Source organism: Curtobacterium sp. MR_MD2014 (assembly GCF_000772085.1).
Taxonomy (GTDB): Bacteria; Actinomycetota; Actinomycetes; order Actinomycetales; family Microbacteriaceae; genus Curtobacterium.
Genome location: NZ_CP009755.1, coordinates 2,025,073 through 2,049,921, shown reverse-complemented (window position 1 = coordinate 2,049,921; position 24,849 = coordinate 2,025,073). Strand labels below are relative to the sequence as shown.

The 24,849-nt window shown below is 71.3% G+C and carries 25 protein-coding genes; 11 read left to right on the top strand and 14 right to left on the bottom strand.

Going from position 1 to position 24,849, the window contains the following annotated elements; translation table 11 throughout:
- Positions 1 to 52: 52 nt before the first annotated feature.
- Positions 53 to 1,111, bottom strand: coding sequence for a ribosome small subunit-dependent GTPase A (gene rsgA / locus NI26_RS09450; RefSeq protein ID WP_066654767.1), 1,059 nt, complete (start codon positions 1,109 to 1,111; stop codon positions 53 to 55).
- A complete protein-coding gene (aroA, locus tag NI26_RS09445; RefSeq protein WP_066654766.1) occupies positions 1,108 to 2,496 on the bottom strand; it encodes a 3-phosphoshikimate 1-carboxyvinyltransferase in 1,389 nt (462 codons plus the stop codon). The genes rsgA and aroA overlap by 4 nt, the downstream gene beginning before the upstream one ends.
- Positions 2,497 to 2,631: 135 nt before the next feature.
- On the opposite strand from aroA, the gene NI26_RS09440 reads away from it, so the two are divergent.
- From NI26_RS09440 to NI26_RS09430, 3 genes are read left to right on the top strand one after another with little or no spacing between them, the layout of a single operon-like run.
- A complete protein-coding gene (locus NI26_RS09440; protein WP_066658348.1) occupies positions 2,632 to 3,408 on the top strand; it encodes a sigma-70 family RNA polymerase sigma factor in 777 nt (258 codons plus the stop codon).
- Positions 3,405 to 3,647 (top strand): zf-HC2 domain-containing protein, encoded by a 243-nt coding sequence (locus tag NI26_RS09435; RefSeq protein WP_066654764.1) that lies wholly within the window; start codon positions 3,405 to 3,407, stop codon positions 3,645 to 3,647. The genes NI26_RS09440 and NI26_RS09435 overlap by 4 nt, the downstream gene beginning before the upstream one ends.
- A 52-nt stretch (positions 3,648 to 3,699) precedes the next feature.
- Complete coding sequence (locus tag NI26_RS09430; RefSeq protein WP_066654762.1) at positions 3,700 to 4,140, top strand: GNAT family N-acetyltransferase; 441 nt, start codon at positions 3,700 to 3,702, stop codon at positions 4,138 to 4,140.
- 165 nt (positions 4,141 to 4,305) lie between these two features.
- Here the strand turns inward: NI26_RS09430 and NI26_RS09425 are convergent, their stop codons facing one another.
- Complete coding sequence (locus tag NI26_RS09425; RefSeq protein ID WP_200884095.1) at positions 4,306 to 8,052, bottom strand: multifunctional oxoglutarate decarboxylase/oxoglutarate dehydrogenase thiamine pyrophosphate-binding subunit/dihydrolipoyllysine-residue succinyltransferase subunit; 3,747 nt, start codon at positions 8,050 to 8,052, stop codon at positions 4,306 to 4,308.
- Positions 8,053 to 8,341: 289 nt separating this feature from the next.
- Here NI26_RS09425 and NI26_RS09420 point away from each other — a divergent pair, with 289 nt between their 5' ends.
- Positions 8,342 to 9,781: a GuaB1 family IMP dehydrogenase-related protein gene (locus NI26_RS09420; RefSeq protein WP_066654760.1), complete on the top strand. Its 1,440-nt coding sequence runs from the start codon at positions 8,342 to 8,344 to the stop codon at positions 9,779 to 9,781.
- Positions 9,782 to 10,021: 240 nt separating this feature from the next.
- Here the strand turns inward: NI26_RS09420 and NI26_RS09415 are convergent, their stop codons facing one another.
- The 4 genes from NI26_RS09415 to NI26_RS09400 form a co-directional block, all read right to left on the bottom strand.
- Entirely contained in the window at positions 10,022 to 11,092 is a 1,071-nt protein-coding gene (locus tag NI26_RS09415) for a hemolysin family protein (RefSeq protein WP_066658342.1), read from the bottom strand.
- A 23-nt stretch (positions 11,093 to 11,115) separates the two neighbouring features.
- Complete coding sequence (locus tag NI26_RS09410) at positions 11,116 to 12,504, bottom strand: hemolysin family protein (RefSeq protein WP_066654758.1); 1,389 nt, start codon at positions 12,502 to 12,504, stop codon at positions 11,116 to 11,118.
- Positions 12,505 to 12,741: 237 nt separating this feature from the next.
- A complete protein-coding gene (locus NI26_RS09405) occupies positions 12,742 to 13,824 on the bottom strand; it encodes an NADH:flavin oxidoreductase/NADH oxidase (protein ID WP_066654756.1) in 1,083 nt (360 codons plus the stop codon).
- Entirely contained in the window at positions 13,821 to 14,459 is a 639-nt protein-coding gene (locus NI26_RS09400; RefSeq protein WP_066654754.1) for an HAD family hydrolase, read from the bottom strand. The genes NI26_RS09405 and NI26_RS09400 overlap by 4 nt, the downstream gene beginning before the upstream one ends.
- Positions 14,460 to 14,483: 24 nt before the next feature.
- Here NI26_RS09400 and NI26_RS09395 point away from each other — a divergent pair, with 24 nt between their 5' ends.
- The 3 genes from NI26_RS09395 to NI26_RS09380 all read left to right on the top strand — a co-directional run bounded on the left by NI26_RS09395 (position 14,484) and on the right by NI26_RS09380 (position 17,104).
- Entirely contained in the window at positions 14,484 to 15,344 is an 861-nt protein-coding gene (locus NI26_RS09395) for an ADP-dependent NAD(P)H-hydrate dehydratase (RefSeq protein WP_066658339.1), read from the top strand.
- Between the two features lie 545 nt (positions 15,345 to 15,889).
- Positions 15,890 to 16,264 (top strand): hypothetical protein, encoded by a 375-nt coding sequence (locus NI26_RS09385; RefSeq protein WP_066654750.1) that lies wholly within the window; start codon positions 15,890 to 15,892, stop codon positions 16,262 to 16,264.
- 357 nt (positions 16,265 to 16,621) lie between these two features.
- Positions 16,622 to 17,104, top strand: a complete 483-nt coding sequence (locus NI26_RS09380) for a DUF6998 domain-containing protein (RefSeq protein ID WP_144411314.1) — start codon at positions 16,622 to 16,624, stop codon at positions 17,102 to 17,104.
- 112 nt (positions 17,105 to 17,216) lie between these two features.
- On the opposite strand, the gene NI26_RS09375 is transcribed toward NI26_RS09380, so the two are convergent.
- From NI26_RS09375 to NI26_RS09355, 4 genes are all read right to left on the bottom strand, one after another.
- Complete coding sequence (locus tag NI26_RS09375) at positions 17,217 to 17,441, bottom strand: hypothetical protein (protein WP_066654746.1); 225 nt, start codon at positions 17,439 to 17,441, stop codon at positions 17,217 to 17,219.
- Between the two features lie 259 nt (positions 17,442 to 17,700).
- On the bottom strand, positions 17,701 to 18,228 hold the full coding sequence (locus NI26_RS09370; RefSeq protein ID WP_066654744.1) for a hypothetical protein: 528 nt from the start codon (positions 18,226 to 18,228) through the stop codon (positions 17,701 to 17,703).
- Positions 18,229 to 18,280: 52 nt separating this feature from the next.
- Positions 18,281 to 18,679 (bottom strand): hypothetical protein, encoded by a 399-nt coding sequence (locus NI26_RS09365; protein WP_144411313.1) that lies wholly within the window; start codon positions 18,677 to 18,679, stop codon positions 18,281 to 18,283.
- A 345-nt stretch (positions 18,680 to 19,024) separates the two neighbouring features.
- Positions 19,025 to 19,747, bottom strand: a complete 723-nt coding sequence (locus tag NI26_RS09355) for a YceI family protein (protein WP_066654738.1) — start codon at positions 19,745 to 19,747, stop codon at positions 19,025 to 19,027.
- Between the two features lie 61 nt (positions 19,748 to 19,808).
- Between NI26_RS09355 and NI26_RS09350 the strand changes: the two genes are divergently transcribed.
- Positions 19,809 to 21,089: a DUF2029 domain-containing protein gene (locus NI26_RS09350; RefSeq protein ID WP_066654736.1), complete on the top strand. Its 1,281-nt coding sequence runs from the start codon at positions 19,809 to 19,811 to the stop codon at positions 21,087 to 21,089.
- Positions 21,086 to 21,394, top strand: coding sequence for a thiamine-binding protein (locus NI26_RS09345; protein ID WP_066654734.1), 309 nt, complete (start codon positions 21,086 to 21,088; stop codon positions 21,392 to 21,394). The genes NI26_RS09350 and NI26_RS09345 overlap by 4 nt, the downstream gene beginning before the upstream one ends.
- Before the next feature lie 45 nt (positions 21,395 to 21,439).
- Here the strand turns inward: NI26_RS09345 and NI26_RS09340 are convergent, their stop codons facing one another.
- Entirely contained in the window at positions 21,440 to 21,880 is a 441-nt protein-coding gene (locus NI26_RS09340) for a hypothetical protein (RefSeq protein ID WP_066654732.1), read from the bottom strand.
- 2 nt (positions 21,881 to 21,882) lie between these two features.
- Entirely contained in the window at positions 21,883 to 22,062 is a 180-nt protein-coding gene (locus tag NI26_RS09335; RefSeq protein ID WP_066654730.1) for a hypothetical protein, read from the bottom strand.
- A gap of 98 nt (positions 22,063 to 22,160) precedes the next feature.
- Between NI26_RS09335 and NI26_RS09330 the strand changes: the two genes are divergently transcribed.
- Complete coding sequence (locus tag NI26_RS09330; RefSeq protein WP_066654728.1) at positions 22,161 to 22,376, top strand: hypothetical protein; 216 nt, start codon at positions 22,161 to 22,163, stop codon at positions 22,374 to 22,376.
- Positions 22,377 to 22,738: 362 nt separating this feature from the next.
- On the top strand, positions 22,739 to 24,004 hold the full coding sequence (locus tag NI26_RS09325) for an MFS transporter (protein WP_066654725.1): 1,266 nt from the start codon (positions 22,739 to 22,741) through the stop codon (positions 24,002 to 24,004).
- An 80-nt stretch (positions 24,005 to 24,084) separates the two neighbouring features.
- On the opposite strand, the gene NI26_RS09320 is transcribed toward NI26_RS09325, so the two are convergent.
- Entirely contained in the window at positions 24,085 to 24,756 is a 672-nt protein-coding gene (locus NI26_RS09320) for a response regulator transcription factor (RefSeq protein ID WP_066654724.1), read from the bottom strand.
- Between the last annotated feature and the right edge of the window lie 93 nt (positions 24,757 to 24,849).

The window sequence follows — 24,849 nt, the reverse complement described above, 5'->3', positions numbered from 1 at the left end:
CGGTCACCACGCACGCGACGGTCCCCACGCGCGGGACGACCCCCGCCTCGGGTCAGTCCGCGCCGGGGTCGTCCGCACCCATGCCGGTGAGCAGGGCGCGGAAGGAGTCGAGCCGCTCGACGCCGGTCGCCCCGAGCTCCCCGTCGTGCACGCGGTCGACGATCTCCCAGTCGTGCGCCTGCGCGAGCGGGATGCCGTCGGCGGGCTCGCGCACCGGGACGGCGTGCGCCGCGAAGGCCCGGAAGACGTTCTCCGGCTGCACGTGCCCGAGCCCGAACGACCGGACGCCGGGGGTGTCGATGATCCACCCACCGTCACGGACGCGCAGCGCGATCGAGGACGACGAGGTGTGCCGCCCGCGACCGGTGACCGCGTTGACCACGCCGGTCGCGCGGGTCGAGCCGGTGATGGCGTTCACGAGCGTCGACTTGCCGACGCCGGAGTGCCCGACCGTGACGGTCACCGTGTCGTCGAGCACCTCGTGCAGGGCGTCGAACGGCACGTCGTCCGACCGGCTCGTGACGATCCGGAGGTCCAGGCAGGCGAAGTGCGCCAGGAACAGTGCCGGGTCGGCCAGGTCGGTCTTCGTGATGCAGAGCACCGGGTCCAGGCCGGCGTCGAACGCCGCGACGAGGTACCGGTCGATGAGTCGCGGCCGCGGCTCGGGGTCTGCCGCCGCGACGACGATCAGCATCTGGTCGGCGTTCGCGACGATCACGCGCTCGACCTCGTCGCTGTCGTCCGCGCTCCGTCGGAGCAGGGTCGACCGCTCGGCGACCTTGACGATCCGCGCGAGCGAACCGGCGTCGCCCGAGACGTCCCCGGCGAGCGACACGCGGTCGCCGGTCACGACCGACTTCTTGCCGAGCTCCCGGGCCTTCGTCGCCGTGATCACCCGCTCGTCGTCCTGGCCGGCCGACACCAGCACGCCGAAGCGCCCGCGGTCGACGTTCGTCACCCAGCCGGTCGGGGCGTCGTCGTAGTTCGGACGGGTCTTCGTGCGGGGCCGGTTGCCCTTCGGGTTCGGCCGGATCCGCACCTTCGACTCGTACTGTCCGTACGGCTCGTCCTCGTCGGTGTCGTCCCCGTCGACGTCGTCCCACCAGCTCACGGCGTCACGCTCCCGTCCCGGTGGCCCGCAGCCTGGTCCGCGCCGGTCGCCACCAGGTCCGCCCAGAGCTCGGGGAACTGCGGCAGCGTCTTCGCCGTGCAGCCGACGTCGTCGACGGCGACGCCGTCGACGACGAGACCGACGAGGGCGCCCGCGGTCGCCATCCGGTGGTCGTCGTACGCGGCCCAGCCACCGCCGTGGAGGCGGGCGGGCGTGATCCGCAGGCCGTCGTCGAGTTCCTGCACCGAGCCTCCCGACCGGTTCACGTCCGCCGCGAGCGCGGCGAGGCGGTCCGTCTCGTGGCCACGCAGGTGGCCGATCCCGGTGATCTCGCTCGGCCCGTCGGCCAGGGCCGACAGCGCGACGAGCGCCGGTGCGAGTTCGCCGCCGCGGGACAGGTCGAGCGTCACACCCGGCAGGGAGGCTCCACCCGCCACCCCGACACCGCCGTCGAAGACGAGGTCGTCGCCGTCCCGCGTGACGGTCGCGCCCCACAGGGGCAGGAGCGTCTCGAGGTCGGCACCGACCTGCGTCGTGTCGGTCGGCCAGGTGCGGATCCGGACCGTGCCGCCCGCGACGAGCGCAGCCGCCGCGAACGGCGCGGCGTTCGACAGGTCGGGCTCGATGACGACGTCGCGCGCCGCGATCGGGCCCGGGTGCACCACCCACTCGCCGACGGTCGGCTGGTCCACGCGGACACCGCGGGCACGGAGCGCCGCGACGGTCATGTCGATGTGCGGCAGGCTCGGCAGCCGCTCGCCGACGTGGGTGAGGTGCAGGCCCTCGTCGAAGCGGGGCGCCGAGAGCAGCAGCCCGGACACGAACTGCGACGATGCCGACGCGTCGATCTCGAGACGGCCGCCTCGGACCGCTCCGGTGCCGGTGAACGAGAACGGCATCGCGCCGTCGCCGTCGTCCGTCACGTCGACCCCGAGGTCGGCGAGGGCGCGGATGATCGCGCCCATCGGTCGCCTCCGCGCGTACGGGTCGCCGTCGACCGTCACGGGGCCGGTCGCCAGCGCGGCGAGCGGCGGCAGGAAGCGCATCACGGTGCCGGCCAGCCCGCAGTCGACGGCGACGTCGCCGTGCATCGGCGCGGGTGTGATCCGGAGGTCCGGCCCGTACGGGTTCGGAGCCGTGCCGTCCGCGGGGACGACCTCGTCGATCCCGACGCCGAGCTGCCGGAGCGCGGCGACCATCAGGGCGGAGTCGCGCGAGTGCAGGGGGAGCCGGATGGTCGAGGGGCCGTCGGCCAGCGCCGCGAGGACCAGCTCCCGGTTCGTCAGCGACTTCGAGCCGGGCAGGGCGACGTCGCCGCGCAGGGGTCCGCGGGCGAGGGGCGCGATCCAGGGATCGGGCTGCTGGGAATGCGTCGACTGGGCCATCGGTTCACCAGGGTACTGAACACCGCGGGAGGACCATTGGCGACAGCGACACTCGAACGGTCACGGACGGCACTGCCGACCGTGCGGACGACGATCGACGGCTCGCTCGGCGGGCTCGGCCTAGACTCGTCCGTGATGACGACCGACGAACCGCAGGCAGCACCGCACGACCTGGTCGAGGAGACCGAGGCGCAGCTCGACGCGGTGTCCGAGGAAGCGGACGCCCTCGAGCCCGAGGCCGAACCGGCGGACGAGAAGACCGTGTCCGAGGCCGAACTGCGCTCCCTGTTCGAGGACCAGGCGCTCCCGTTCATGGACCAGCTCTACGGCGCCGCGATGCGGATGACCCGCAACCCGGCCGACGCGTCGGACCTGGTGCAGGAGACCTTCGTCAAGGCGTACGCGGCGTTCCGGCAGTTCCGTCAGGGCACGAACCTCAAGGCGTGGCTCTACCGGATCCTCACGAACACGTTCATCAACACGTACCGCAAGAACCAGCGGAACCCGTACCAGGGCACGATCGACGAGCTCGAGGACTGGCAGCTCGGCGGCGCCGAGAGCGTCACGCAGTCCGTCTCGGCGCGTTCCGCCGAGGCCGACGCGATCGACCACCTGCCGTCCTCCGCCGTGAAGGACGCGCTCCAGTCGATCCCCGAGGACTTCCGGATGGCCGTGTACTTCGCGGACGTCGAGGGCTTCTCCTACCAGGAGATCGCCGACATCATGAAGACCCCCGTGGGGACGGTCATGAGCCGTCTCCACCGTGGACGCCGGCTCCTCCGCGGGCTCCTGGCGGACCACGCACGCGAGACCGGCATCGTCCCGGACGCAGCGTCGACGGCGACGATGCGCGGGCGGGGCCGGAAGACGACTGCGGCCGCTGGTCGCACCGACGGGAAGGACGCACGATGAGCGGCTGCGACTGCTCGAAGGCCAAGGCCGAGCTCGAGGAGTTCCTGCACGACGAGCTCTGCCGCGAGGACGCCGCGGACATCCGCGAGCACATGGAGTCCTGCGAGGACTGCACGAGCGAGCACCGCGTGGGCGTCGTCCTCATGGAGACGGTGAAGCGCGCGTGCGCCGAGACCGCGCCGGACCAGCTCCGGACCGAGATCCTCGCGCGCATCCGCGTGGAGCAGGCGACGCACTAGGCGCGACCGTCCGCGGTCGTCACACGTCGCCGGCGCTGGGTAGGGTCGCCCCATGACCCTCACCGCCGAGTCGATCACCACCTGGTCCGACACGGACGTCGCCGACGTCACCGCCCTCGTCCGTCTGCTCGGGCACGTCGTCGACGAGTCCGCGATGCGCGCACGGCTGGAACGGCTCGTGCCCGAGGCCGGACACCGCACGTGGCTGGTCCGTGGCGACGACGGCCGAGCGGTCGCCGTGGCGGGTGCGCAGGTCACGTGGTCGTACGCGAGCGACGAGCCCACCGCGCAGCTCCTGCTGCTGGTGGTCGACCCGTCGGCCCGGAGGCTCGGGACCGGTTCCGCGCTCATCGACACGTTCGAGACGTGGGCGAGTGAGCAGGGGGCGCACCGGCTGAGCGCCGTGTCGGCCGCCGCGACGGACAGCGCGCACCGGTTCTACCAGAAGCGCGGGTACCACGAGGCCGGGGTCCGCTACACGAAGCTGAAGTAGCGTCGGGCAGCCCCTGGCGCTGCACGTCGGTGCTGCTGCGTGCCGCGTGCGGCCGCCGCTGCTGTTGCCGCCGTCGGTGCGTCTGCGTGCCCGGGAGATGCGCGCCCTGACGAACGATGCGCCCCGTCTCCACGGGGCGCATCGTTCGTCAGGGGGCGCGGCGGATCAGCCGAGTGCCTTGCGGACGACGTCGGCGGCCTCACCCGCGGAACGCTTCGACGAGCCCGTCGCCGGTGCGGCACTCGCCGGGCGCGAGGCCACGGAGAGCGGACGGCCGTCGAGGTGCGGGGACAGGTTCATGCACACGAACGGCCAGGCGCCCTGGTTCTCCGGCTCCTCCTGGGCCCAGACGACCTCGGCCTGCGGGTAGCCCGCGAGCACCCGGAGCAGCTCGTCGAGGGGGAGCGGCGCGAGCTGCTCCAACCGGACGAGGGCGACGTCGGTCGCGCCGGACTTGTCGAGCTCGGCGCGGAGGTCGTGGTGCACCTTGCCCGAGTGCAGCACGACGCGGCGCACCCCGGCCTTGTCGGTCACGCGGTCGTCGTCGAGCACCTCGTGGAAGGAGCCGTTCGTGAAGGCCTCGACCGGGCTCGTCGCCTGGCGGAGGCGGAGCATGGCCTTCGGCGTGAAGACGACGAGCGGCTTCTGCGGGCGCTCCCACGCCTGGCGACGGAGCAGGTGGAACCACGACGCCGGCGTCGAGGGACGCGCGACGATCATGTTGTCCTCGGCGCAGAGCTGCAGGTACCGCTCGATGCGCGCCGAGGAGTGGTCCGGCCCCTGACCCTCGTAGCCGTGGGGGAGCAGGAGCACCAGACCGGAGCGCTGTCCCCACTTCTGCTCGGCGGACGAGATGAACTCGTCGATGACGGTCTGCGCGCCGTTCGCGAAGTCGCCGAACTGCGCCTCCCACAGCACGAGGGCCTCGGGACGTTCGACCGAGTAGCCGTACTCGAACGCCATCGCCGCGTACTCGCTGAGCAGCGAGTCGTAGATGTACAGGCGGGCCTGGTCCTCGGCGACGTTGGCGAGCGGCAGCCACTCCTGCCCGTTCACCCGGTCGTGGAAGACCGCCTGGCGCTGCACGAAGGTGCCGCGTCGGGCGTCCTGGCCGGCGAGCCGGACGGGCTTGCCCTCGACCAGCACCGAGCCGATCGCCATGAGCTCAGCCATCGCCCAGTCGATGCCGCCGGAGCGGGTCATCTCGGTGCGCTTGGTGAGGAGCTGCTGCAGCTTCGGGTGGATCGAGAAGCCGGCGGGCGGGTTGCTGTGCGCGTCGCCGATGGCCCGGACGAGTTCCTCGGAGATCGCCGTCTCGTGCACCTCGACCTCGGCGTCGTCACGCTGGGCCGTCGGACGCTCGAGACCGTCCACGGCGCCGTCGTCGTCCGTCGTGATGACGGGCATCGTGCCGGTCTGCGCCTCGTGGGTCTCGGCGAAGGCGCGCTCGAGGCGGTCCTGGAAGTCGCGGTGCGCCTCGTCGTACTCCTCCTGCGTGATGTCGCCGCGACCGACGAGGGCCTCGGTGTACAGGGTGCGGACGGAGCGCTTCGCCTCGATGAGGTTGTACATGAGCGGCTGGGTCATCGAGGGGTCGTCGCCCTCGTTGTGGCCGCGGCGGCGGTAGCAGACGAGGTCGATCACGACGTCGCGGTGGAACTCCTCGCGGTACGCGAAGGCGAGCTCGGCGACGCGGGCCACGGCCTCGGGGTCGTCCCCGTTGACGTGGAAGATCGGCGCCTGGATCGTCTTCGCCACGTCGGTGGAGTACACCGAGCTGCGCGCGGACTCCGGGGGCGTGGTGAACCCGACCTGGTTGTTGATGACGAGGTGCACCGTGCCACCCGTGCGGTAGCCGCGGAGCTGCGACATCTGCAGGGTCTCGACGACGACGCCCTGGCCGGCCATGGCCGCGTCGCCGTGCACGAGCACCGGCAGCACGCCGAAGGTGCCGGGCGGGGTGCGGTCCTGCTTGGCGCGCACGATGCCCTCGAGCACGCCGTCGACGGCCTCGAGGTGTGACGGGTTCGCGGCGATCGTGACGGGGATGCTCGAGCCGTCCGACGCGCGGAAGACGCCCTCGGTGCCGACGTGGTACTTCACGTCACCGGAGCCCTGACCGGACACGGAACCCGGGAGCGACGACCCCTCGAACTCGCGGAAGATCTGCCCGTAGGTCTTGCCGGCGATGTTCGTCAGCACGTTGAGGCGGCCGCGGTGGGCCATGCCGATGGCGACCTCGTCGAGGCCGGCGCCCGCCGCGTGCTGGATGAGGGTGTCGAGGAACGCGATGGTCGACTCGCCGCCCTCGAGCGAGAAGCGCTTCTGGCCGACGTACTTCGTCTGCAGGAAGGTCTCGAACGCCTCGGCCTCGTTGAGCTTGCCGAGGACGCGGAGCTGCTCGTCCTTCGACGGCTTCGAGTACGGCACCTCGATGTGGCCCTGCACCCAGCGGCGCTGTTCCGGGTCCTGGATGTGCATGTACTCGACACCGACGGTGCGGCAGTAGGCGTCGCGCAGGATGCCGAGCACGTCGCGCAGGGGTGCCGTCGTGGTGCCGGCGAGGCCGCCCGTGACGAACTCGCGGTCGAGGTCCCAGAACGTCAGCCCGTGGTTCTCGAGCTCGAGGTCGGGGTGGGTGCGCTGCCGGTACTCGAGCGGGTCGATGTCGGCCATCAGGTGCCCGCGCACGCGGAAGCTGTTGATGAGCTCCTGCACGCGCGACGTCTTGTTGACGCGGTGGGCCAGGTCGACGTTGATGTCGTTCGCCCACTGGATGGGCTTGTAGGGGATGCGCAGCGCCGAGAAGATGCCCTCGTAGAACCCGTGCTCGCCGATGAGTCGCTCGTGCACCTTCTTGAGGTACTCGCCCGAGCCGGCGCCCTGGATGACCCGGTGGTCGTAGGTGCTCGTCAGCGTGATCGTCTTGCCGACGCCGAGCTCGACCAGGGTCTTCGTCGCGGAGCCCTGGAACTGCGCCGGGTACTCGAGCGCACCGGCGCCGATGATCGAGCCCTGGCCCTTCGTCAGGCGCGGGACCGAGTGCACGGTGCCGATGCCGCCCGGGTTGGTGAGCGAGATCGTCGTGCCCTGGAAGTCGGCCGGCGTGAGCTTGTTGTCGCGGGCGCGCTTGACGAGGTCCTCGTACGCGGCGAGGAACTGGCCGAAGGTCAGGGTCTCGGCGCGCTTGATGCTCGGGACGAGGAGCGAGCGGGTGCCGTCCTTCTTGGGGACGTCGATCGCGATGCCGAGGTTCACGTGCGCGGGCTCCACCACGAAGGGCTTGCCGTCGCGCTCCTCGTAGAACACGTTCTGGCTCGGGAAGTCCTTCAGCGCCTGCACCATCGCCCACCCGATCAGGTGGGTGAAGGAGATCTTGCCGCCCCGGGCCCGGCGCAGGTGGTTGTTGACGACGATGCGGTTGTCGATCATCAGCTTCGCCGGGATCGTCCGGACGCTGGTCGCGGTCGGGACCGTGAGCGAGGCGTCCATGTTCGAGGCCAGCGTCTTCGCCATGCCCCGGAGCGGGGTCGCCACGTCCTCGTGGGTCTCCTCGTGGTCGTCGGCCTCGTCGTTGGCCTCGGCCGGGATCGGCTGCGGGGTGGGCTGGCGCGAGGTCGTCTTCGCCTGGATCGGACCGGCGGGCCTCGCCTCGCCCGGGGCGTCACCCGTGGCGGGCTGCTGCGTGGTCGACTGCGACGAGGACTGCGCGGGGGCGGGTGCGCTGGGCGCCGAGCCGGCGGCGGCGTCGCCCCCGGTCTGCGAGCGGTGGTAGCTCTCGAGCACGGGCCACCACGACTTGTCGACGGACTCCTTGTCGGCGACGAACTGCTCGTAGAGCTCGTCGACCAGCCACTCGTTCGCCCCGAATTCGCCCGCGGTCTCGTCCGTACCCGTCAGATGGCTCGACACAGCCGATCGCCCACTCTCCGTCGATAGATGCTCGTGTGTGTCGTGCGGGGCAACCCTGCTCCGCACTGGCCGCCAGCCTAGCCGTTCCGCGCCGACCGTTCGGTGACCGTCGGACGCGCGCCGCGCCTCCCGGCCGTGCTCGCGCGTGTCGGGACGGGGGCCGCCCACCGGACCGGTGGACCCGACGACGGGTGTCGCGCAGCAGGGGTCCCGTTCCGGCGTCGACGGTGCGCCGGGGAGACCTCCCGCACGCGTGTCCGCGCGGCTGCGGAGCCGTACAGTGGCACCCATGAGGTTCTACGAGACGCGGCCGACGCACGACCTGACCTACTCCGACGTCTTCCTCGTGCCGAGTCGGTCCGGGGTGACGAGCCGCTTCGACGTGGACCTCGCCACGAACGACGGCACGGGCGCCACGATCCCGATCGTCAGCGCGAACATGAACTCGGTGACCGGCCCGCGGCTCGCCGCGACCCTCGCCCGCCGCGGTGGGCTCGGTGTGCTGCCGCAGGACATGCACCTGCAGGACCTCGACGCCGCGATCCGCTGGGTCAAGGAGCAGCCGGTCGACTTCGACACCGCCTACGACATGCGCGCCGACACCACCGTCGCCGAGGCGCTCGAGCAGCTGCTGCCGGTGGCGGGCCGGGGCGTCGTGGTCCGCGACGACGCGGGGGAGTACCTCGGCTGCGTGCCCGCCGCCCGGCTCGGCACCGCGGGTGCGGACGCGACGATCGGTGACCTGCTGCACGGACCCTCGACGGCAATCGACGCCGACGACGCCGGTACCCCGCGGCACGTGTACGACGTGCTCTCCGCCGCCGAGGTCGACTTCGCGCCCGTGGTCCGGCACGGCAGGGTCGTCGGCACCACGAGCCAGACCAGCGCGATCCGCTCCGACATCTACACGCCCGCCGTCGACGGGGACGGTCGCCTGCGGGTCGCCGCCGCGGTCGGCATCAACGGCGACGTCGCCGCGAAGGCGAAGGCCCTGGCCGCCGCCGGGGTCGACGTGCTCGTGCTCGACACCGCGCACGGCCACCAGGAGGGCATGCTCCGCGCGCTCCGCACGGTCTCGGCGCTGGGTCTCGGCCTGCCGATCGTCGCCGGCAACGTCGTCACCGCCGACGCCGTCGCGCACCTCGTCGACGCCGGTGCGACGATCATCAAGGTCGGCGTCGGACCGGGCGCGATGTGCACCACGCGCATGATGACGGCCGTCGGTCGCCCGCAGTTCTCCGCCGTGCTCGAGACCGCCGCGGCCGCCCGGTCGCTCGGCGCACACGTCTGGGCCGACGGCGGCGTCCGCTACCCGCGCGACGTGGCACTCGCGTTGGCCGCCGGAGCCTCCGCCGTCATGATCGGTTCGTGGTTCGCCGGCACGCTCGAGGCGCCGGGCGTGCTCCGCCGCGACGCCGCGGGCAAGGCCTACAAGGAGAGCTGGGGCATGGCGTCGGCGAAGGCCGTGCGGGAGCGCTTCGAGCGCCTCGACCCGTACGAGCGGGCCCGCAAGGCGCTCTTCGCCGAGGGCATCTCGTCGTCGACGATCTACCTCGACCCGGAGCGACCGAGCGTCGAGGACCTGCTCGACATGATCACCACCGGCATCCGCAGCTCGGCGACCTACGCGGGGGCGTCCTCGCTGACCGAGTTCGCCGAGCGGGCGCTCGTCGGCATCCAGTCGGCCGCCGGCTACGAGGAGGGCAAGCCGCTCCCCGTGAGCTGGTAGCGGCGCGGGGCGCGGCCGTCGGCGGGCCGCCGTCGGCGCGAGACTCGGTTCCACGGACAGTTTCGCGGTCCCACCGCCCCGAACGTGTCCGCCTGGCCGAGTCTCGACCAGGACCGACAGACGGACGGGAGGCGCGGTGCCAGCTGGCACCGTCCTCCCTCGCAGGCTCGGTCGGCGCGCCCCGCGCAACGCTTCGCGTCGCCGCTGAGCGGGGCGCGCCCGTCCGTCGTCCGGTCGCGGTCAGCGCCGCCGGGTCGCGTCCTCGACGGTGCCCACCAGTTCCTCGAGGATGTCCTCGAGGAACAGCACACCGATCGTGCGCCCCTCGGCGTCGAACGCCCGCGCCACGTGACGGCCCGCCGCACGCATGGTCGCGAGGGCGTCCTCGAGGTCCATGTCCGTGTACAGGGAGATGAGCTGCCGGATCCGCTTCGGGGGCACCGGCACGTCGAACTCGTCCGGACGCAGGTCGATGACGTCCTTGACGTGCACGTAGCCCGTCGGGTCGCCGTCGTCGCCGACGAGCACGTACCGCGAGAAGCCGCGCTGGGCGACCGCGCGCTCGACGTCCTCGGGGGTGGCGTCCTCGGGGAGGGTGACCAGGTCGGACATCGGCACCGCGACGTCCTTGACCTTCTTCTCCGTGAACTCGAACGCCATCGCGAGCTTGCCGTCGTCCGTCAGGGTGCCTTCGCGGCGGGACTGCTCGACGATCGTCTGGACCTCCTCCACGGTGAACGCGCTGACGGCCTCGTCCTTCGGCTCGACCTTGAACAGACGGAGCACGGCGTTCGCGGTCTCGTTCAGGCCGACGATCACCCAGTGCAGGGCGTGGCCGATGTACCAGAGCGTCGGGACGAGCAGCAGTGCGGCCCGGTCGGGCATCGAGAACGAGATGTTCTTCGGCACCATCTCGCCGAACACGACGTGCAGGAAGGACACGAGCAGCAGCGTGAAGACGAACGCCACGGTGCCGATCACCTCGACGCTCCAGCCGGTCAGTCCGAGCGGGACCTCGAGCAGGTGGTGGATGGCCGGCTCGGACACGTTGAGGATGAGGAGCGAGCAGACCGTGATGCCGAGCTGCGTGGTGGCGAGCATGCGCGTGGCGTGCTCCATCGCGGCGAGCGTCGTCTGGGCGGCCTTCGACCCGGCCTCGGCGCGCGGCTCGATCTGCGAGCGGCGGGCGGAGATCACGGCGAACTCGGCGGCGACGAAGTACGCGTTGCCGAGCAGCAGGACGACGAGCCAGAAGATACCCCACCAGTCGGAGCCGCTCGACGCGGACTCACCGGCGGCGAGGACGACCATGCCGTCGTGGACGGACGCGGCGCTCATCGGGAGCCCTCCTTCGTGGCGGGGATGATGATCCCGGTGGCCGGGCGCTGCGCGGTCGCGGTGCTGCCGGTGGTCGGGACGGGATCGGGGTGCGTCGGGGTCCAGCGGACGCGGTCGACACGGCGACCGTCCAACCGCTCGACGCGGAAGACGCCGTCGTCGAGCGCGACCTCGTCACCGACGGCGGGCAGGCGTCCGAGGGAGGACATGATGAACCCGCCCACGGTCTCGTACGGACCGTCCTCGGGGACCGTCACGCCGGCGCGGTCCTCGAGCTCGTCGGGACGCAGGAGTCCGGGGAAGGTCAACCAGTTCCGGGAGCGCACGACGTCGATGCGTGCGCGGTCGTGCTCGTCGGACACCTCGCCGACGATCTCCTCGACGAGGTCCTCGAGCGTGACGACACCGGCGGTGCCGCCGTACTCGTCGACGACGATCACCATCTGGTAGCCGCGGCTCCGGACCTCGGCGAGCAGGGTGTCGCCGGGCATGGTCTCGGGGACGCGCTCGGCCTCGGTCATCAGGGCGCCGACCGGCACCTCGGGGCGCTTCTCGCGCGGGACCGCGACGGCCTGCTTCACGTGCACGATGCCGACGACGTCGTCCGCGTCCTCCTCGATCACGGGGAAGCGGCTGAAGCCGGTGCGGCGCGCGAGCGCGATGACGTCGTCCGCCGACTCCGAGACCCGGATGGTCGACAGTCGCGGGCGCGGGGTCATCACGTCGCTCGCGTCGAGCTCGGAGAACGCGATGGTGCGCTGGAGCAGCGTCGCGGTGTCCTGCTCGAGCGAGCCCTCCGACGCCGAGCGGCGGAGGAGCGAGCTGAGCTCCTCGGCGCTGCGGGCTCCGGACAGTTCCTCCTGGGGCTCGATGCCCATCGACCGGAGGACGGCGTTCGCGGTGCCGTTGAGCAGGGCGACCGCGGGCTTGAACACGGTGGTGAAGGCGACCTGCAGCGGCACGACGAGCCGCGCGGTCTGGAGCGGCAGCGCGAGCGCGAAGTTCTTCGGCACGAGCTCGCCGAGGATCATCGACAGCAGCGTCGCGATGACGAGCGCCACGATCGAGCCGACGGTCTCGACGAGTGCCTCGGGCAGCTGCATCGCGAGGAACGGCGCCTCGAGCAGCGTCGCGATCGACGGTTCGAGCAGGTAGCCGGTCAGCAGGGTCGTCAGCGTGATGCCGAGCTGCGCGCTCGACAGGTGCGTCGACGTGACCTTCAGCGCTGCGATGACGGGCGCCAGGCCGGACTCGCCGCGGTCGCGCCGGGCCTCGACCTCGGCGCGGTCGAGGTTCACGAGTGCGAACTCCGAGGCGACGAAGACACCGGTACCGAGGGTCAGCAGGATGCCGCCGACCAGCATGACGATGTCGAGGGGACTCATTCTCCACCTCCCGACGCACGGGAAGCGGGGCTGCTCACCGAGTGAGCGCCGGATGAGTGGGAAGGCGAAACGGAATTCGGAGGATCGTCCACAGTGAGAGTCATGGTAGCGGGTGCGCAGCGTCGGAGCCGAGAGGACGTACAGGGAGCGCGCCGTGCCTCCCGGCCCGCACGCCGCGCGCCCCCGGCCGGTGTCGGTGACCGGTCGTGAGGCGCGCGGTGCGCTGGGTGCGCCGGCCTACGCCGTGACGCGCGCGCGGTGGTACTGCTGCGGCTCGTAGTCGATCGCCACGCCGAGCTCGGCGGCGGCGCGCAGGGCGAAGGACGGGTCGCGGAGGAACTCGCGGCCGACCATGACGACGTCGGCCTGGCCGGTGGCGACGACCTGCTCGGCCTGGAAGGCGGTGGAGATCATGCCGACGGCGATGGTGCCGATGCCGGCCTCGCGCTTGACCGTCTCCGCGAAGGGCACCTGGTAGCCGGGCCCGACCGGGATCGGGGCCTTCGCGACGTTGCCGCCGGTGGAGACGTCGGCCAGGTCGGCGCCGTGCTCGGCAGCCCAGCTGGCGACCTGCACGGTGTCCTCCACCGTGAGTCCGCCGTCGACCCAGTCGGTGGCCGAGAAGCGGACGACCACGGGGAAGCCCTCGCCGACCTCGGCGCGGACGGCGTCGATCGTCTCGAGCAGGGCGCGGGCGCGGTTCTCGAGCGAGCCGCCGTAGGCGTCGGTGCGGTGGTTGCTCAGCGGCGAGAGGAACTGGTGGAGGAGGTACCCGTGCGCCGCGTGCAGCTCGACCAGGTCGAAGCCGGCCTCGACCGCGCGGCGGGCGGCCGCGGCGAACGCGAGCGCCACGACGCGAATGTCCTCGGTCTCGAGCTCGCGCGGCACGGCGTAGCCGTCGAAGGCCACGGCCGACGGAGCGACCGTCGCCCAGCCGCCCTCGGCCTCCGGCACGCTGCCCGAGGCCTCGGACCAGGGGCGGTGGGTCGATGCCTTGCGCCCGGCGTGTGCGAGCTGGATGCCGGCGGCGGCGCCCTGCGCGTGCAGGAAGTCGACGATCGGCCGGAAGGCGTCGCGCTGCTCGTCGTTCCACAGGCCGACGTCCTGCGGGCTGATCCGACCCTCGGGCACGACGCCGGCGGCCTCGACGACGACGGCGCCCGCGCCGCCCTTGGCGAACCCGCCGAGGTGCACGAGGTGCCACGGGGTCGGGACGCCGTCCTGCTGCTCGACCGAGTACTGGCACATCGGGGAGACCCAGAGTCGGTTGCGGACGGTCAGGTCGCGGATGGTGATCGGTTCGAACAGGGCGTGCGTCACGCGGGTGCTCCTTCGTCGGTCCGTGCCGCCAGGTCCTGCAGGAAGGTCCGCAGTCCGGCCGGCGACGTGAAGTGGTGGCCGACCGCCCCGATCGCGTCTGCACCGGCGGCGTTCTCGGCCCTGTTGTCGACGAACACCATCTGCTCGGGCGTGATTCCCAGGCGCTCGCACGTCGTGCGGTAGACGGATGCGTCCGGCTTGAGGACGTGCTCCTCGGCACTGACCACGACCGTCTCGAACACCGAGCCCATCGGCGACCAGCGGTACGGGTCGCCGAAGTCGCGCCCGGCGTTGGACAGCAGGGCGAGCCGGGTCCCGGCGGCGTGCAGCTCCTCGACGATCGCCAGCGCCTCGGGGTCCACCTCGAACCAGCCCGTGAAGTCGACCGCCCAGAAGCGGTGGATCTCGGTGAGGCTCCACCGCCGGCCGGTCCGCGCCGCGATCGCGCGCCAGTACTCGAGCACCGTGAGGTCGCCCCGGTCGAGGTCGTGTCGCAGCTCCTGGTACACCGGCAGCAGCTCGTCCGCGGGTACGCCGGTCATCGCGACGAGGGCGTCCCACGCGCCGTGCGGTGTCCGGCTGATCACCTCGCCGTAGTCGAAGACCACCACGCGACCGGGCAGGAACAGGCTCATGCGCTCCACCGTAACGTGGCGGTCGTGAACGACTTCGCCCCCTTCGCCCCGACCGACGCCGCTGCCTGGACCACCGCTCCGCACGGCGAGTCGACCAAGTACCGCCGGGGTGTGCTCGGCGTCGCGACCGGCTCCGACCGGTACCCGGGGGCGGCGGTGATGGGCGTCGACGCAGCGGTGCACACCGGCGTCGGGATGGTCCGCTACGTCGGACCGGACCGTGCCACCGACCACGTGCTCGCCCGCCGTCCGGAGGTCGTCTCGGGTGTCGGTCGCGTGCAGGCGTGGCTCGTCGGCTCCGGGATCTCCGCGGACTCGCTCGACGAGCTCGACCCGTCCACCGCTGACGCGTTCCGGCACGCCTCGGACGACGCCGTGCCGGTGGTCGTCGACGCCGGGGCGATCCCGCTGGTCGACCTCGGACCGCTGGCGGTGCTGACGCCGCACGCGGGGGAGCTCGCCCCGGTGCTCGAGACCTCACGCGAGGCCGTCGAGCGTGATCCGGCGACGGCTGCGGTGCGCGCGGCGGAACGGACCGGCAGCGTCGTCCTCCTCAAGGGCTCGGACACGCACGTGGCGACACCGGACGGGTCGGTCCGGCTCGTGGCGTCGTCGGCCACGCCGTGGCTCGCGGCGGCCGGCGCGGGGGACGTGCTCGGCGGGGTGCTCGGGGCGCTCGTCGCCGCACGGCAGGGCGCTGCGGAGGCGTTCGGTGCGTCGCTGTCCCCGTCGGACCTCGCGCACCTGGCCGCGACCGCCGCGGTCGTGCACGGGATCGCCGCCCGTCGTGCGTCCCGGGGTGGTCCGTTCACGATGACGGCGCTGATCGAGCAGCTGAGCGGCGTGGTCCGGGACCTGGTCGTCGACGGCGACGCGCGGGGGTAGGGCGCGCGGCCGGGCTGGGTCAGGCCGCGTGGGGTCGGGCCGGCCGCCGGGGAACGATACCTATGCGCCCTCACGGCTGTCCAAGCCCGCTGAGGACTGAACAACGCAGCCGCCCTGATCGCCTAAGCGCAGTCCCTCGCGATCCCGTCCCTCGGCGTCATGGGCGACGGCACACCACGTGCGGCGTTGAAGGAGGCCCCGCTCCCGTTCAGCGCCGACGCTATCGATGATTCCGAGGACGCTTACGCACGGCTCGTGCAGTGGGTCACGTACTGGTCCGAGACGCTGCAGGTGAATCCGCCGGCGCCCGTCGTCGTCGTGTGGCGTCGCGGCGACGAGGAGCAGGGGTTCCGCGCCGAGGCGACACCGGCCGGCGCTGTCGAGCTGGTGAAGATCCTCGTCACGTGGATGCTGATCCGGTGGGACGCGATCGTGCTCCACACCAGTGGCGAGGTGTTCGTCACTGACATCGGCGACATCTTCCGACCGCGTTCGGGAAGTACCCGTGCGCACCCCGCGGCGAGCGCCAGGGTCCTCCCGCACCCGTGCCCGTCTGTGACCAGTACAGATTCGGCGCCGATTGGGCGTCGGACGACGTCGAGGGCTTCGAGCTCCGCTGCGAGCACTGCGAGCACTGCGACCACCGGGAGCCCGCCGCCACGTACCCGGTGTCCGAGAAGAAGGTCCGCAAGCTGATGAAGATGCTGCGCCTCGCGCGGCAGGTGTGGGACCGGGAGAGCGTGCTCCGGTTCTACGACGAGCACGGCTATTACCCGGCCGATAACGAACCACGCGACAAGCCGCGCGCAACTCCGGCATGCGCGGCGACGGCGATGGTCGAGGGGCGACCCGCAGTCTGTGCCAGGCGGCTCGGGCACGACGGGACGCACCGGTCGCTCACGACCGGCACGGCGGTCTAGTGGGGAGAGGAGATCAGCGCGGTAGCTGACGAGTGGTGGACGAAGCGGCAGACGATGAAGCACCTCAGGATCAGCAGGCAGACACTCAGCGGCTACATCACCAGCGGCGCCGCACGGGTCTGGAGCCGCGGCAGGGAGAAGCTCGTCCGCCGCAAAGAGGTCCAATCCGAGTACCGACGCTGACAGCAGAGGCGAGAGACAGGCCGATTCGGACACGCCGACCGAGCGACACCTCCCGGTACCTGACACTTCCGTGCCAGCCTTGCGGCAGCCGACCACTACGACCCGGTTGTCAGTACGCTTTCCGAAGGCCATCACCACATGGTGGGGCCTTCCTGTTCCCGGTAGCGTGCTCCGATGGACAATCCCTCAGGCATGACGTTGCGGTCCCTCATCAGCGCCCGAGTCGCAATCGACGATGAGATTGCACGCAGAGGGATCAGCCGCACCAGCGGACCCATCGTGGGGGAGCTCGCCGAGCGCATCGCACTCGAGATGTACGGCGGCGAGCTCGCGACCCCCGGTGCGGCGGCCGTCGACCTGGTGAGCGCAGAGGGCGCGCGCGTTCAGGTCAAGGCACGAGCCCTTCCTGCCGGCAGCCAACGTTTTTTCTCGTTCAAGTCGTTCGACTTCGACATCGCCGTCTGCGTTCGCTTCGACCGCTCGAACTACGACCTTGAGTGGGCTCGCGAGTTCACCGTAGCGGAAGTAAAAGCGCTGGCATCGGTGCAGGCGAAGGACTTCCGGTTGCGAACGGGTACAGCGTCCCGAGCGGGCGTCAATCGGACGGCTGCCGCCATCGAGGCGTATGAGCGTCTCGACCTACCAACCCCCGGATAGGTGTCGTTGCGCCGGGAGGACGGGCGATCCGCCAGGCCGTCGGAGACGAATGAATCAGTAAGGAAGAGGGCCTCCACGCATTCGTGGAGTCCCTCTCCCATCCACGCTTAATTCAGTCGTTTGAAACAGACGCGGTGGTGCGCAGGAACATGACGAGGTAGGCGTATTCGCCCGCGGGTACTACCTGGGCGTTCACCACCTCCCAGCCGTCGACGTGCTCGGCGAGTTCTGGGATGCTGCTGGTGAAGTCGATCGTGCGGATCTGAACTCCTCCTGGAGTCAGACCCAAGAGCTCCTGCGCTGTGGACATGAAACTTACGGTGCGGTATTCGAACATGCCATGAAGATATCCGCCAACGACGAGAACACTCGGCGCGCCCTGGGTGGCATTAGAAACCTCACGGTATGCCACAAGGGCCATCCGCGACCCCCCCCCAAACACCTACACGATTCGGGCTGCCCGCAACGGTCACTCGCTGTCGTGGCGCCGGGGTGCCGCGCGTGTCACATCGAGTCGCGCGAGGCGCATCGGCAACGTGCCACCCTGACTCACGGCCCGCGGCGCGAGCACGAGGAACCCCTCGTCCGCGAAAGGCTCACCAGGGGACGACGCCACTACGATTCAACGTCACGGTCTCGGTCCGGGCCCTGCCCTCGTCGGTCTCCCACCAGACGACCACGCGAGCGACCACCGGCAAGCTGCGGTCCCGGTTCGGCCAGAACACATCTATGCCCGCACCGGGAGCGAGTTGATGGCTGGTCTGCGCGAGCTCGGATACCTGCAGGACGTGCTCTCGATCATGGGGGATCAGGCGGGCATCGACAATGGTCTCCGAGGTGTTGTAGATCTGCCAGTCCTCGCCGCCGTGGTAGCGGAAGCCCCAGATCCGCGTGTCGGCGGACGACTGCTCCACCACCTCGGCGATGCGCTCCTGCGCGGCGGCACCCCGCGACGCTGCCCCGGCCGCATCACGAGCCGCGGCCAAAGCAGCGCTCTCGTGTTCGCTGGCGGCCTCGCTCGCGGCTCGGGCATCAGTGCGCGCCTTCCGCGCCTCCCACGCCTGCCACGCCGCGAACAGTGCCGAGACCGCTGCGACGACGACCGCCCACCACCCGGAGTGCATGTTCGAAACCTACCCGAACGCCAGGCGCCGTCGTGAAGTCCAACGCATCCACCTAAGTCGGTACCGCGGTCGGCATCGCCGTCACGGTCGCCGCCGGGGTCGTCGTCCTGTTCGAAGCCGCCTGGGTCGCGGTCTCGCTGTGGCGCATGATCCTCACCTGACCGACGGCCTCAGAGCAAACCGCACCCGCACGAACCGTCGCCCCGATCCGCCTCTCCGCCCGGAGGCCGTTGTCGAGCTCGACCGGGTGATGGCCGACCTCGCCGAGCAGCTCCGCCCTATCGGGGCGTCTGAGCCGTAGCTCTTCGTGGAACTGGTAGTTCGCGCGGCCGCTGCCTGCGATGAGGGCGCTCTCCGGATCTTGACCTGGTGGGAGTATCTGCAGGCTGTCGGCCTCGAGCGTCCCGAGGACTTCAGCGATCGTCTGTGAGATGCCGTCGGAACGACGCATGCGGGCGGACCCCAAGTGCCGCGGGTAACTCGCTTGCCGCTCAGTGTGGCAGCGGAACTCGCTGCTGGCGATCACGACTGACGAAGGCGACTCGTTGCCGCCATTTAACGACGACTGCGCTGCCTCCACTCATTCACGGGACAGAGACGAGTGCGACGGGAGTCGCTCGGCGGTACGTCGTCGGTGCGTCCGTCAGACACTTGCGCGCGAGGTCACCATCGAGGGCGAAGGTCAGCCGATCGTCGAGAGGGTGGCCGAGGCGGCTCGTTAGGTCGTGGATGTCCTTTTCAGCGGCCCGCTCAAGCACCCATCGGTCCTCGAGGAGGTGCCTTAGGAGGCGCTCCATCACCGCGCACCGGAGTGCGTGGCGTGCACGAGGAACTCGACGGCGCCCGCGTCGTCGACCTTCACGAAGCCGAGGTCGGGGGCCTGCACGCCGAAGTCCGAGAAGGTGATCGGGACCGTGCCGGACACCGCGACACCGTCGCCGTCGAGCCCGATCTGCAGGTCGGCGCGGACCGGCTTCGTCACGCCGTGCAGCGTGAGTTCCCCGTCGGCCCGGACCTCGGTCGTGCCCGAGCCGCTCGGGACGGCGTCGGTGATCGGTCCGGTGAGCGTGAAGGTCGCCTGCGGGAAGGCCGAGACGTCGAGGGCGGAGTCGCGGAAGTACGAGTCGCGCTGCGCGGAGTCCGTGGCGATGTCGGCGACCTGCACCGTGACGGTCGCCTCGGTGATCGTCGTGCCGTCGACCCGCGCCGAACCGGTGACGCTGTCCGTGCGCCCGGTCACGGTGACGTCGGAGCCGTTGAGGACCTCGTGCACGCGGTACCCGGCCTCGGAGTCGCCGCCCACGGTCCAGTCGCCGGACAGGTCGGCCGTGTCGAGCGTCGACGGGGCGCGGCTCGCGGCGACCGAGGGCGCCGCCGACGCCTTCGCGTTCTCGCTCGACGTGTACACGTTCGTGCCGACGGCGACGCCGACGACGGCGAGCACCGCGACGAGCAGGACGATCCCCGCCCAGACGAGGGGCTTGCGGCTGGTGGGGCGCTGGCGCGGGTCGGTGCTCACCCGCGAACGGTGACACGTCCTCCTCAGGAGAGCCTGTGGAGCGGTTCGCTACGCTCGCACGGTGCAGCAGCGGTTCCGGTGGGTCGAGGGCGTCTCGCTCGCCGTGGTGGTCGTCCTGGTGCACGCTGTGCTCTGGTGGCTCGCCACGACCGCGCCGAACCTGCCGCTGGGTGACGTCACCATCACCTACCGACGGTGGATCGAGGTCGGACGGATCGACCACTCGTGGGTCGGGGTCGACTCCGACTGGGTGTACCCGGTCTTCGCGCTCGTGCCGATGGCCGCTGCGGCCCTCGGCGGCACCGCGGCGATCGCGACCGGCTGGCTCGCGCTCATGGTGCTGCTCGACGCCGTCGCCTGTGCCTTCCTCTGGCGGTTCCGTGCGTTCGGCGTGCGGGTCGTCTGGTGGTGGCTCGTGTTCCTGCTCGCGCTCGGACCCATCGCACTCGGCCGGATCGACACCGTGGCCACCGCGATCGCCCTCGTCGGCGTCGCCTTCGTCGTGACCCGTCCGGTGGTCGCGTCGGCGCTCTTCACCGCAGCGGCCTGGACGAAGGTGTGGCCGGCTGCGTTGGTGGGCGTGCTGGTGCTGCTGCGTCGGGGACACCGGAGTGCCGTCGTGACCGGGGCACTCGTCGTGACCGGGCTGATCGTGCTCGTCGACGTGCTCTACGGCGGAGCGCCGTACCTGCTGTCCTTCGTGACCGAGCAGAGCGACCGGGCGCTGCAGATCGAGGCCCCGCTCGCGACACCCTTCATGTGGGCGGCAGCGCTCGGGGTCCCCGGAGCGGCCGTCTACTACGACCGCGAGATCCTGACGTTCGAGGTGTCCGGAGCTGGCACCCACGCAGCGGCCGCGCTGTCGACGCCGCTGATGGCCGTGCTCGTCATCGGCGGCGTGGTCCTCGCGCTGCTCGCGGTCCGGCGGGGCGCCCGTCGCACCGAGGTGGCACCGGTCCTCGCGCTGCTGTTCGTCGCGGTGCTGATCGCGGTGAACAAGGTCGGGTCGCCGCAGTACGTCGGGTGGTACGCCGTCCCCGTCGTCTGGGGGCTCGTCGCCGGGTACCCGAGCGCGCGGCGCTTCCTGCCGGTCGCGATCGGGGTGCTGCCCCTGGCGCTGCTGACGCAGGTGATCTACCCGGGGTTCTACGACGAGCTCCTCGCGGTGCACACCTGGATGGTGTTCGTGCTCACCGTGCGGAACGTCCTCGAGGTCGCCGTGCTGGTGTGGGCGGTCGTCGTGCTGGTACGGCTCGCGCGGCGCTCGCCGGAGCCTTCGTCGGTGCGGGTGTCCGAGCCGCCGGTGCGCGGGGGAGTCGACCGGGGCAGGATGGACGCATGATCGTCGCGTTCTCCGTTGCTCCGTCCGGTGGTCCCTCGGCATCGTCGGACGGGTCCGTGCACGACGCGGTCGCCGCAGCGGTGCGCGTCGTCCGCGAGTCCGGTCTGCCGAACCGCACCTCGTCGATGTTCACCGAGGTCGAGGGGGAGTGGGACGAGGTCATGGACGTCGTCAAGCGCGCCACCGAGGCCGTCGGTGCGTACGGCACCCGGGTGTCCCTCGTGCTCAAGGCCGACGTCCGCCCCGGGCACACGGGGGAGATCGACGGGAAGCTCGAGCGGCTCGAGGCGGCGCTCGGCGACTGAGCCGGTCCCGGGCCGCCCGCACGACCGTGGATCGGCCCCGCGCGGTCACCGCGCAGGTGTGCGGACGAACACGAAGTCGGGACGGGGGACGTCGAGCGATCCGGTGAAGAAGGCGAGTCCGGCATCGGTCGGGTACCCCTGGCGGACGAAGCGGTCCGCGAACCGGAACCGGATCCCCGGTGCGCTGCCGTCCGCGAGTGTCCACTGCCCGGAGAAGTCCGACGAGGAACGGCCCTCGGAGCAACCGGGAGGGCTCGTGTCGGCGTTCCTGGTCCGGCACGCCAGGGCGTCCGGGATCCCGCGAGCGGTGTAGGTGCCGTCCGCCGACACGACGAACTGCGCGGGCTCGGAGCCGTCCTGCCCGGCGAGCTGCCACGTCCCGGTGTAGTCGGGAGGTCCGGATGCCATCGACCCGGCGCAGCTCGTCAGCACCAGGCACAGCGCGGTGACCAGGGCTGCCAGGCCCGTCCGGAGTCCTGTCGCCACGGTCAGAAGTACATGCGGCCGGTGTTGCTGTCGCGCTCGGCCTGGCGGAGCGCCTCGGCGATCTCGGGGTCACTGCCGTCGTACTGCCGCGAGCGTGCGCCGAGGTCCGTCAGGTGGTGCATCCACAGCCACAGCCCCACCGCGACGAGCAGGACGACTCCGGTCACGATCCACCACCCCATGGCCCGATGCTACGCCAGCTGGGAGGTGCAGGACACGCCGATCGCCTCCCCGCGGTGTCGGTGGTCGGGTGTCTCATGGTCTCCACCGAGCCGCACCGGTGGCTCGGGACGACCCGGACGACGACGAGGAGCGCGTGATGATGCACGACGGCTGGTGCCCCGACTGCGACCTGCAGACGGTCGTCATCGACGGTGACGAGCAGACCGGCGACGCCTGGGCGAGCTGCACCGAGTGCGGGTCCGGGTGGGTGCACCGCGACGAGCTGCCCGAGCTGGCGTCGGCCGGGGCGCGCGAGGAGCGCCGCGCGGCCTGAGGTCCGTCGAGCACCGACGGCGCCTGTCGCGCCGGCTCGTCCGGCGGGAGCCGGTCTTGCTCCGCGGTGGCGTGTCCGGCTGATGTCGAATCGATTCGGCCCGTCGTCTTCCGTCGGCTGTTTGGAGCGGTCTACACTGCTGGGACCGGGCCGCTGCACGTGTGCTCGGACCGTTCGACGCCGAACACGGACCGACCCCGTCGCCGTCTGATCGCCGTACCGCCGTCGTGCGCGTGCCGGCGGGAACGGGACCGTGTGCATGCCGTGCGGCGTGGCGATCCGGTCGATGTCCCGGCGAGCGAGCCGGGATCCGGCTCCGTCCTCCCGCCCCCGTTCCCCCCCCCCAGATCCAGACAGGTCGCATGACGCTCACCACGCCGACGCAGCGCGCGTTCGCCCTCATCGCCCTCGCCCTCGGTGGCTTCGCCATCGGGTCGACCGAGTTCGTCGCGATGGGCCTGCTGCCGAACATCGCCGAAGCCCTGCTCCCCGCGCAGTACGCGGCCGACCCCGCCGCCGGGGTCGCGCACGCCGGCTGGCTCGTCAGCGCCTACGCGCTGGGGGTCGTGGTGGGTGCGCCGACGATCGCGGCGATCTCCGCCACGTTCCCGCGCAAGGGCCTGATCCTCGTGCTCCTCGTCGGCTTCGTGGTCGCCACGGTCGCGAGTGCGGTCCTGCCGAACTTCGGGCTCGTGCTCGTCGCACGCTTCGTCGCCGGTCTGCCGCACGGTGCGTACTTCGGCATCGCGTCGATCGTCGCGGGCGAGATCATGGGGCCGGGCAAGCGCGGCAAGGGCATCGCGATGGTGATGCTCGGCCTGTCGATCGCCAACGTCGTCGGCGTGCCCGCCATCACCTGGATCGGGCAGAACGCCGGCTGGCGCATCGCGTACGGCGTCGTTTCGCTGCTCTTCGCCCTGACGTTCCTCGCCGTCGCGGCCTTCGTCCCGCGGAGCGCCGCCGACGAGCACGCGACCGTCGGACGGGAGCTCCGGGCCTTCCGATCGCCGCAGCTCTGGATCGTGATGGGGCTCGGTGCGGTGGGCTTCGGCGGGTTCTTCGCCGTCTACTCGTACATCTCGCCGCTCGTGCAGAACGTCACCGGGCTGCCCGAGTCCGCGGTGCCGCTCGTGCTCGTCGTGGTCGGCCTCGGCATGGTCGTCGGCGGGGTCCTCGGTGGGCACCTGGCGGACCACAGCGTCAAGCGGACGATCTACATCGGGATGCTCGCGCTCATCGGCGCCCTGCTCGTGACCGTCTTCACCGCCCAGTGGGTCTGGGGGGTGTTCCTCGGCGCGTTCCTGCTCGGAGCGACCTCGTCGGCGATCCCGCCGGCGGTGCAGTCTCGCCTGATGGACGTCGCCGGCGACGCTCGGACCATCGCGGCGGCGCTGAACCACTCGGCGTTCAACATCGGCAACTCGCTCGGCGCGGCGCTCGGTGGAGCGGTCATCGCAGCCGGGTTCGGGTTCCTGGCCCCCGCGTGGCTCGGTATCGTCCTCGCGCTGCTCGGTCTGCTCGTGACGATGGTCAGCTACGGCGTCGAACGGCGGACGGATCGCCGCTCCGCCCTGCGGTCGTCGTCGCCGTCGACCGGGCCGATCACCGCGCCGGTGCCGACGGTCTGACCGGAGTCGACGCACCCACACGACGGACGGGAGGCCCGTGGCGGTGTCGCCACGGGCCTCCCGTCCGTCGTGTGGAGCGACTACAGCCCGACCGGGCTGCCGTCCTGCACGATGATGCCGTCGGTGATCGCACGCTTCCGCAGCGCGACCTTCGTGCCGACGTCGAAGCCCGCGACGCGGTACTTCTCGCGGATGCGCTTGAGGTAGCTCTTCGCGGTCTCCTCGGAGATGCCGAGCTGGTAGGCGACGCTCTTGACGGGCTCGCCACCGCCGTACAGCGCCATCACGCGGCGCTCCTGCGCGCTGAGCTTCGGCACGCCGCCGACGTCGCCGCTGTTGATCGCCAGGTCGAGCTCGGCGGAGACGTACTGCTCGCCGCGCTGCGCGGCACGGATCGCCTCGACGATCATGTCGGCGTCCTCGCTCTTCACGAGGTAGCCGAGAGCGCCGGAGCCGAGGGCCTCGCGGACGACGTTCGGCTCCGAGTACGTGCTCATCACGACGGTCTTCACGCCGGCGGTCTTGAGCGTCGAGATCTTCAGCGAGACCGGGATCGAGTCCTTGAGGTCGAGGTCGAGCAGCACCACGTCGACCGGGAACGCCGGGCTCGTCAGGAGCTCCGGCCAGGTCGTGACGGCGGCGACGAGCGTGATGTCGTCGGCGGCGCTGCGGATCCACTCCGTGAGCGCGCCGAGCAGCATCCGGTGGTCGTCGACCAGTGCGAGTCGGATCGGTTGCTCTGGAGTCGCCATCAGGCGTCCTTTCTCGAAGGCGGTGCACGCCGATCCTAGGTGTCGGGACCGTCCGGGCTGGGGATGTCGGCCGGGTGTCCGGCAGTTCGCGCC

Excerpts from the sequence above, each read along its gene's own strand:
- aroA (WP_066654766.1), bottom strand. The coding sequence starts at position 2,496 with ATGGCCCAGTCGACGCATTCCCAGCAGCCCGATCCCTGGATCGCGCCC.
- NI26_RS09440 (WP_066658348.1), top strand. The coding sequence starts at position 2,632 with ATGACGACCGACGAACCGCAGGCAGCACCGCACGACCTGGTCGAGGAG.
- NI26_RS09435 (WP_066654764.1), top strand. The coding sequence starts at position 3,405 with ATGAGCGGCTGCGACTGCTCGAAGGCCAAGGCCGAGCTCGAGGAGTTC.
- NI26_RS09430 (WP_066654762.1), top strand. The coding sequence starts at position 3,700 with ATGACCCTCACCGCCGAGTCGATCACCACCTGGTCCGACACGGACGTC.
- NI26_RS09420 (WP_066654760.1), top strand. The coding sequence starts at position 8,342 with ATGAGGTTCTACGAGACGCGGCCGACGCACGACCTGACCTACTCCGAC.
- NI26_RS09415 (WP_066658342.1), bottom strand. The coding sequence starts at position 11,092 with ATGGTCGTCCTCGCCGCCGGTGAGTCCGCGTCGAGCGGCTCCGACTGG.
- NI26_RS09410 (WP_066654758.1), bottom strand. The coding sequence starts at position 12,504 with ATGAGTCCCCTCGACATCGTCATGCTGGTCGGCGGCATCCTGCTGACC.
- NI26_RS09400 (WP_066654754.1), bottom strand. The coding sequence starts at position 14,459 with ATGAGCCTGTTCCTGCCCGGTCGCGTGGTGGTCTTCGACTACGGCGAG.
- NI26_RS09380 (WP_144411314.1), top strand. The coding sequence starts at position 16,622 with ATGGACAATCCCTCAGGCATGACGTTGCGGTCCCTCATCAGCGCCCGA.
- NI26_RS09375 (WP_066654746.1), bottom strand. The coding sequence starts at position 17,441 with ATGTTCGAATACCGCACCGTAAGTTTCATGTCCACAGCGCAGGAGCTC.
- NI26_RS09370 (WP_066654744.1), bottom strand. The coding sequence starts at position 18,228 with ATGCACTCCGGGTGGTGGGCGGTCGTCGTCGCAGCGGTCTCGGCACTG.
- NI26_RS09365 (WP_144411313.1), bottom strand. The coding sequence starts at position 18,679 with ATGCGTCGTTCCGACGGCATCTCACAGACGATCGCTGAAGTCCTCGGG.
- NI26_RS09345 (WP_066654734.1), top strand. The coding sequence starts at position 21,086 with ATGATCGTCGCGTTCTCCGTTGCTCCGTCCGGTGGTCCCTCGGCATCG.
- NI26_RS09335 (WP_066654730.1), bottom strand. The coding sequence starts at position 22,062 with ATGGGGTGGTGGATCGTGACCGGAGTCGTCCTGCTCGTCGCGGTGGGG.
- NI26_RS09325 (WP_066654725.1), top strand. The coding sequence starts at position 22,739 with ATGACGCTCACCACGCCGACGCAGCGCGCGTTCGCCCTCATCGCCCTC.
- NI26_RS09320 (WP_066654724.1), bottom strand. The coding sequence starts at position 24,756 with ATGGCGACTCCAGAGCAACCGATCCGACTCGCACTGGTCGACGACCAC.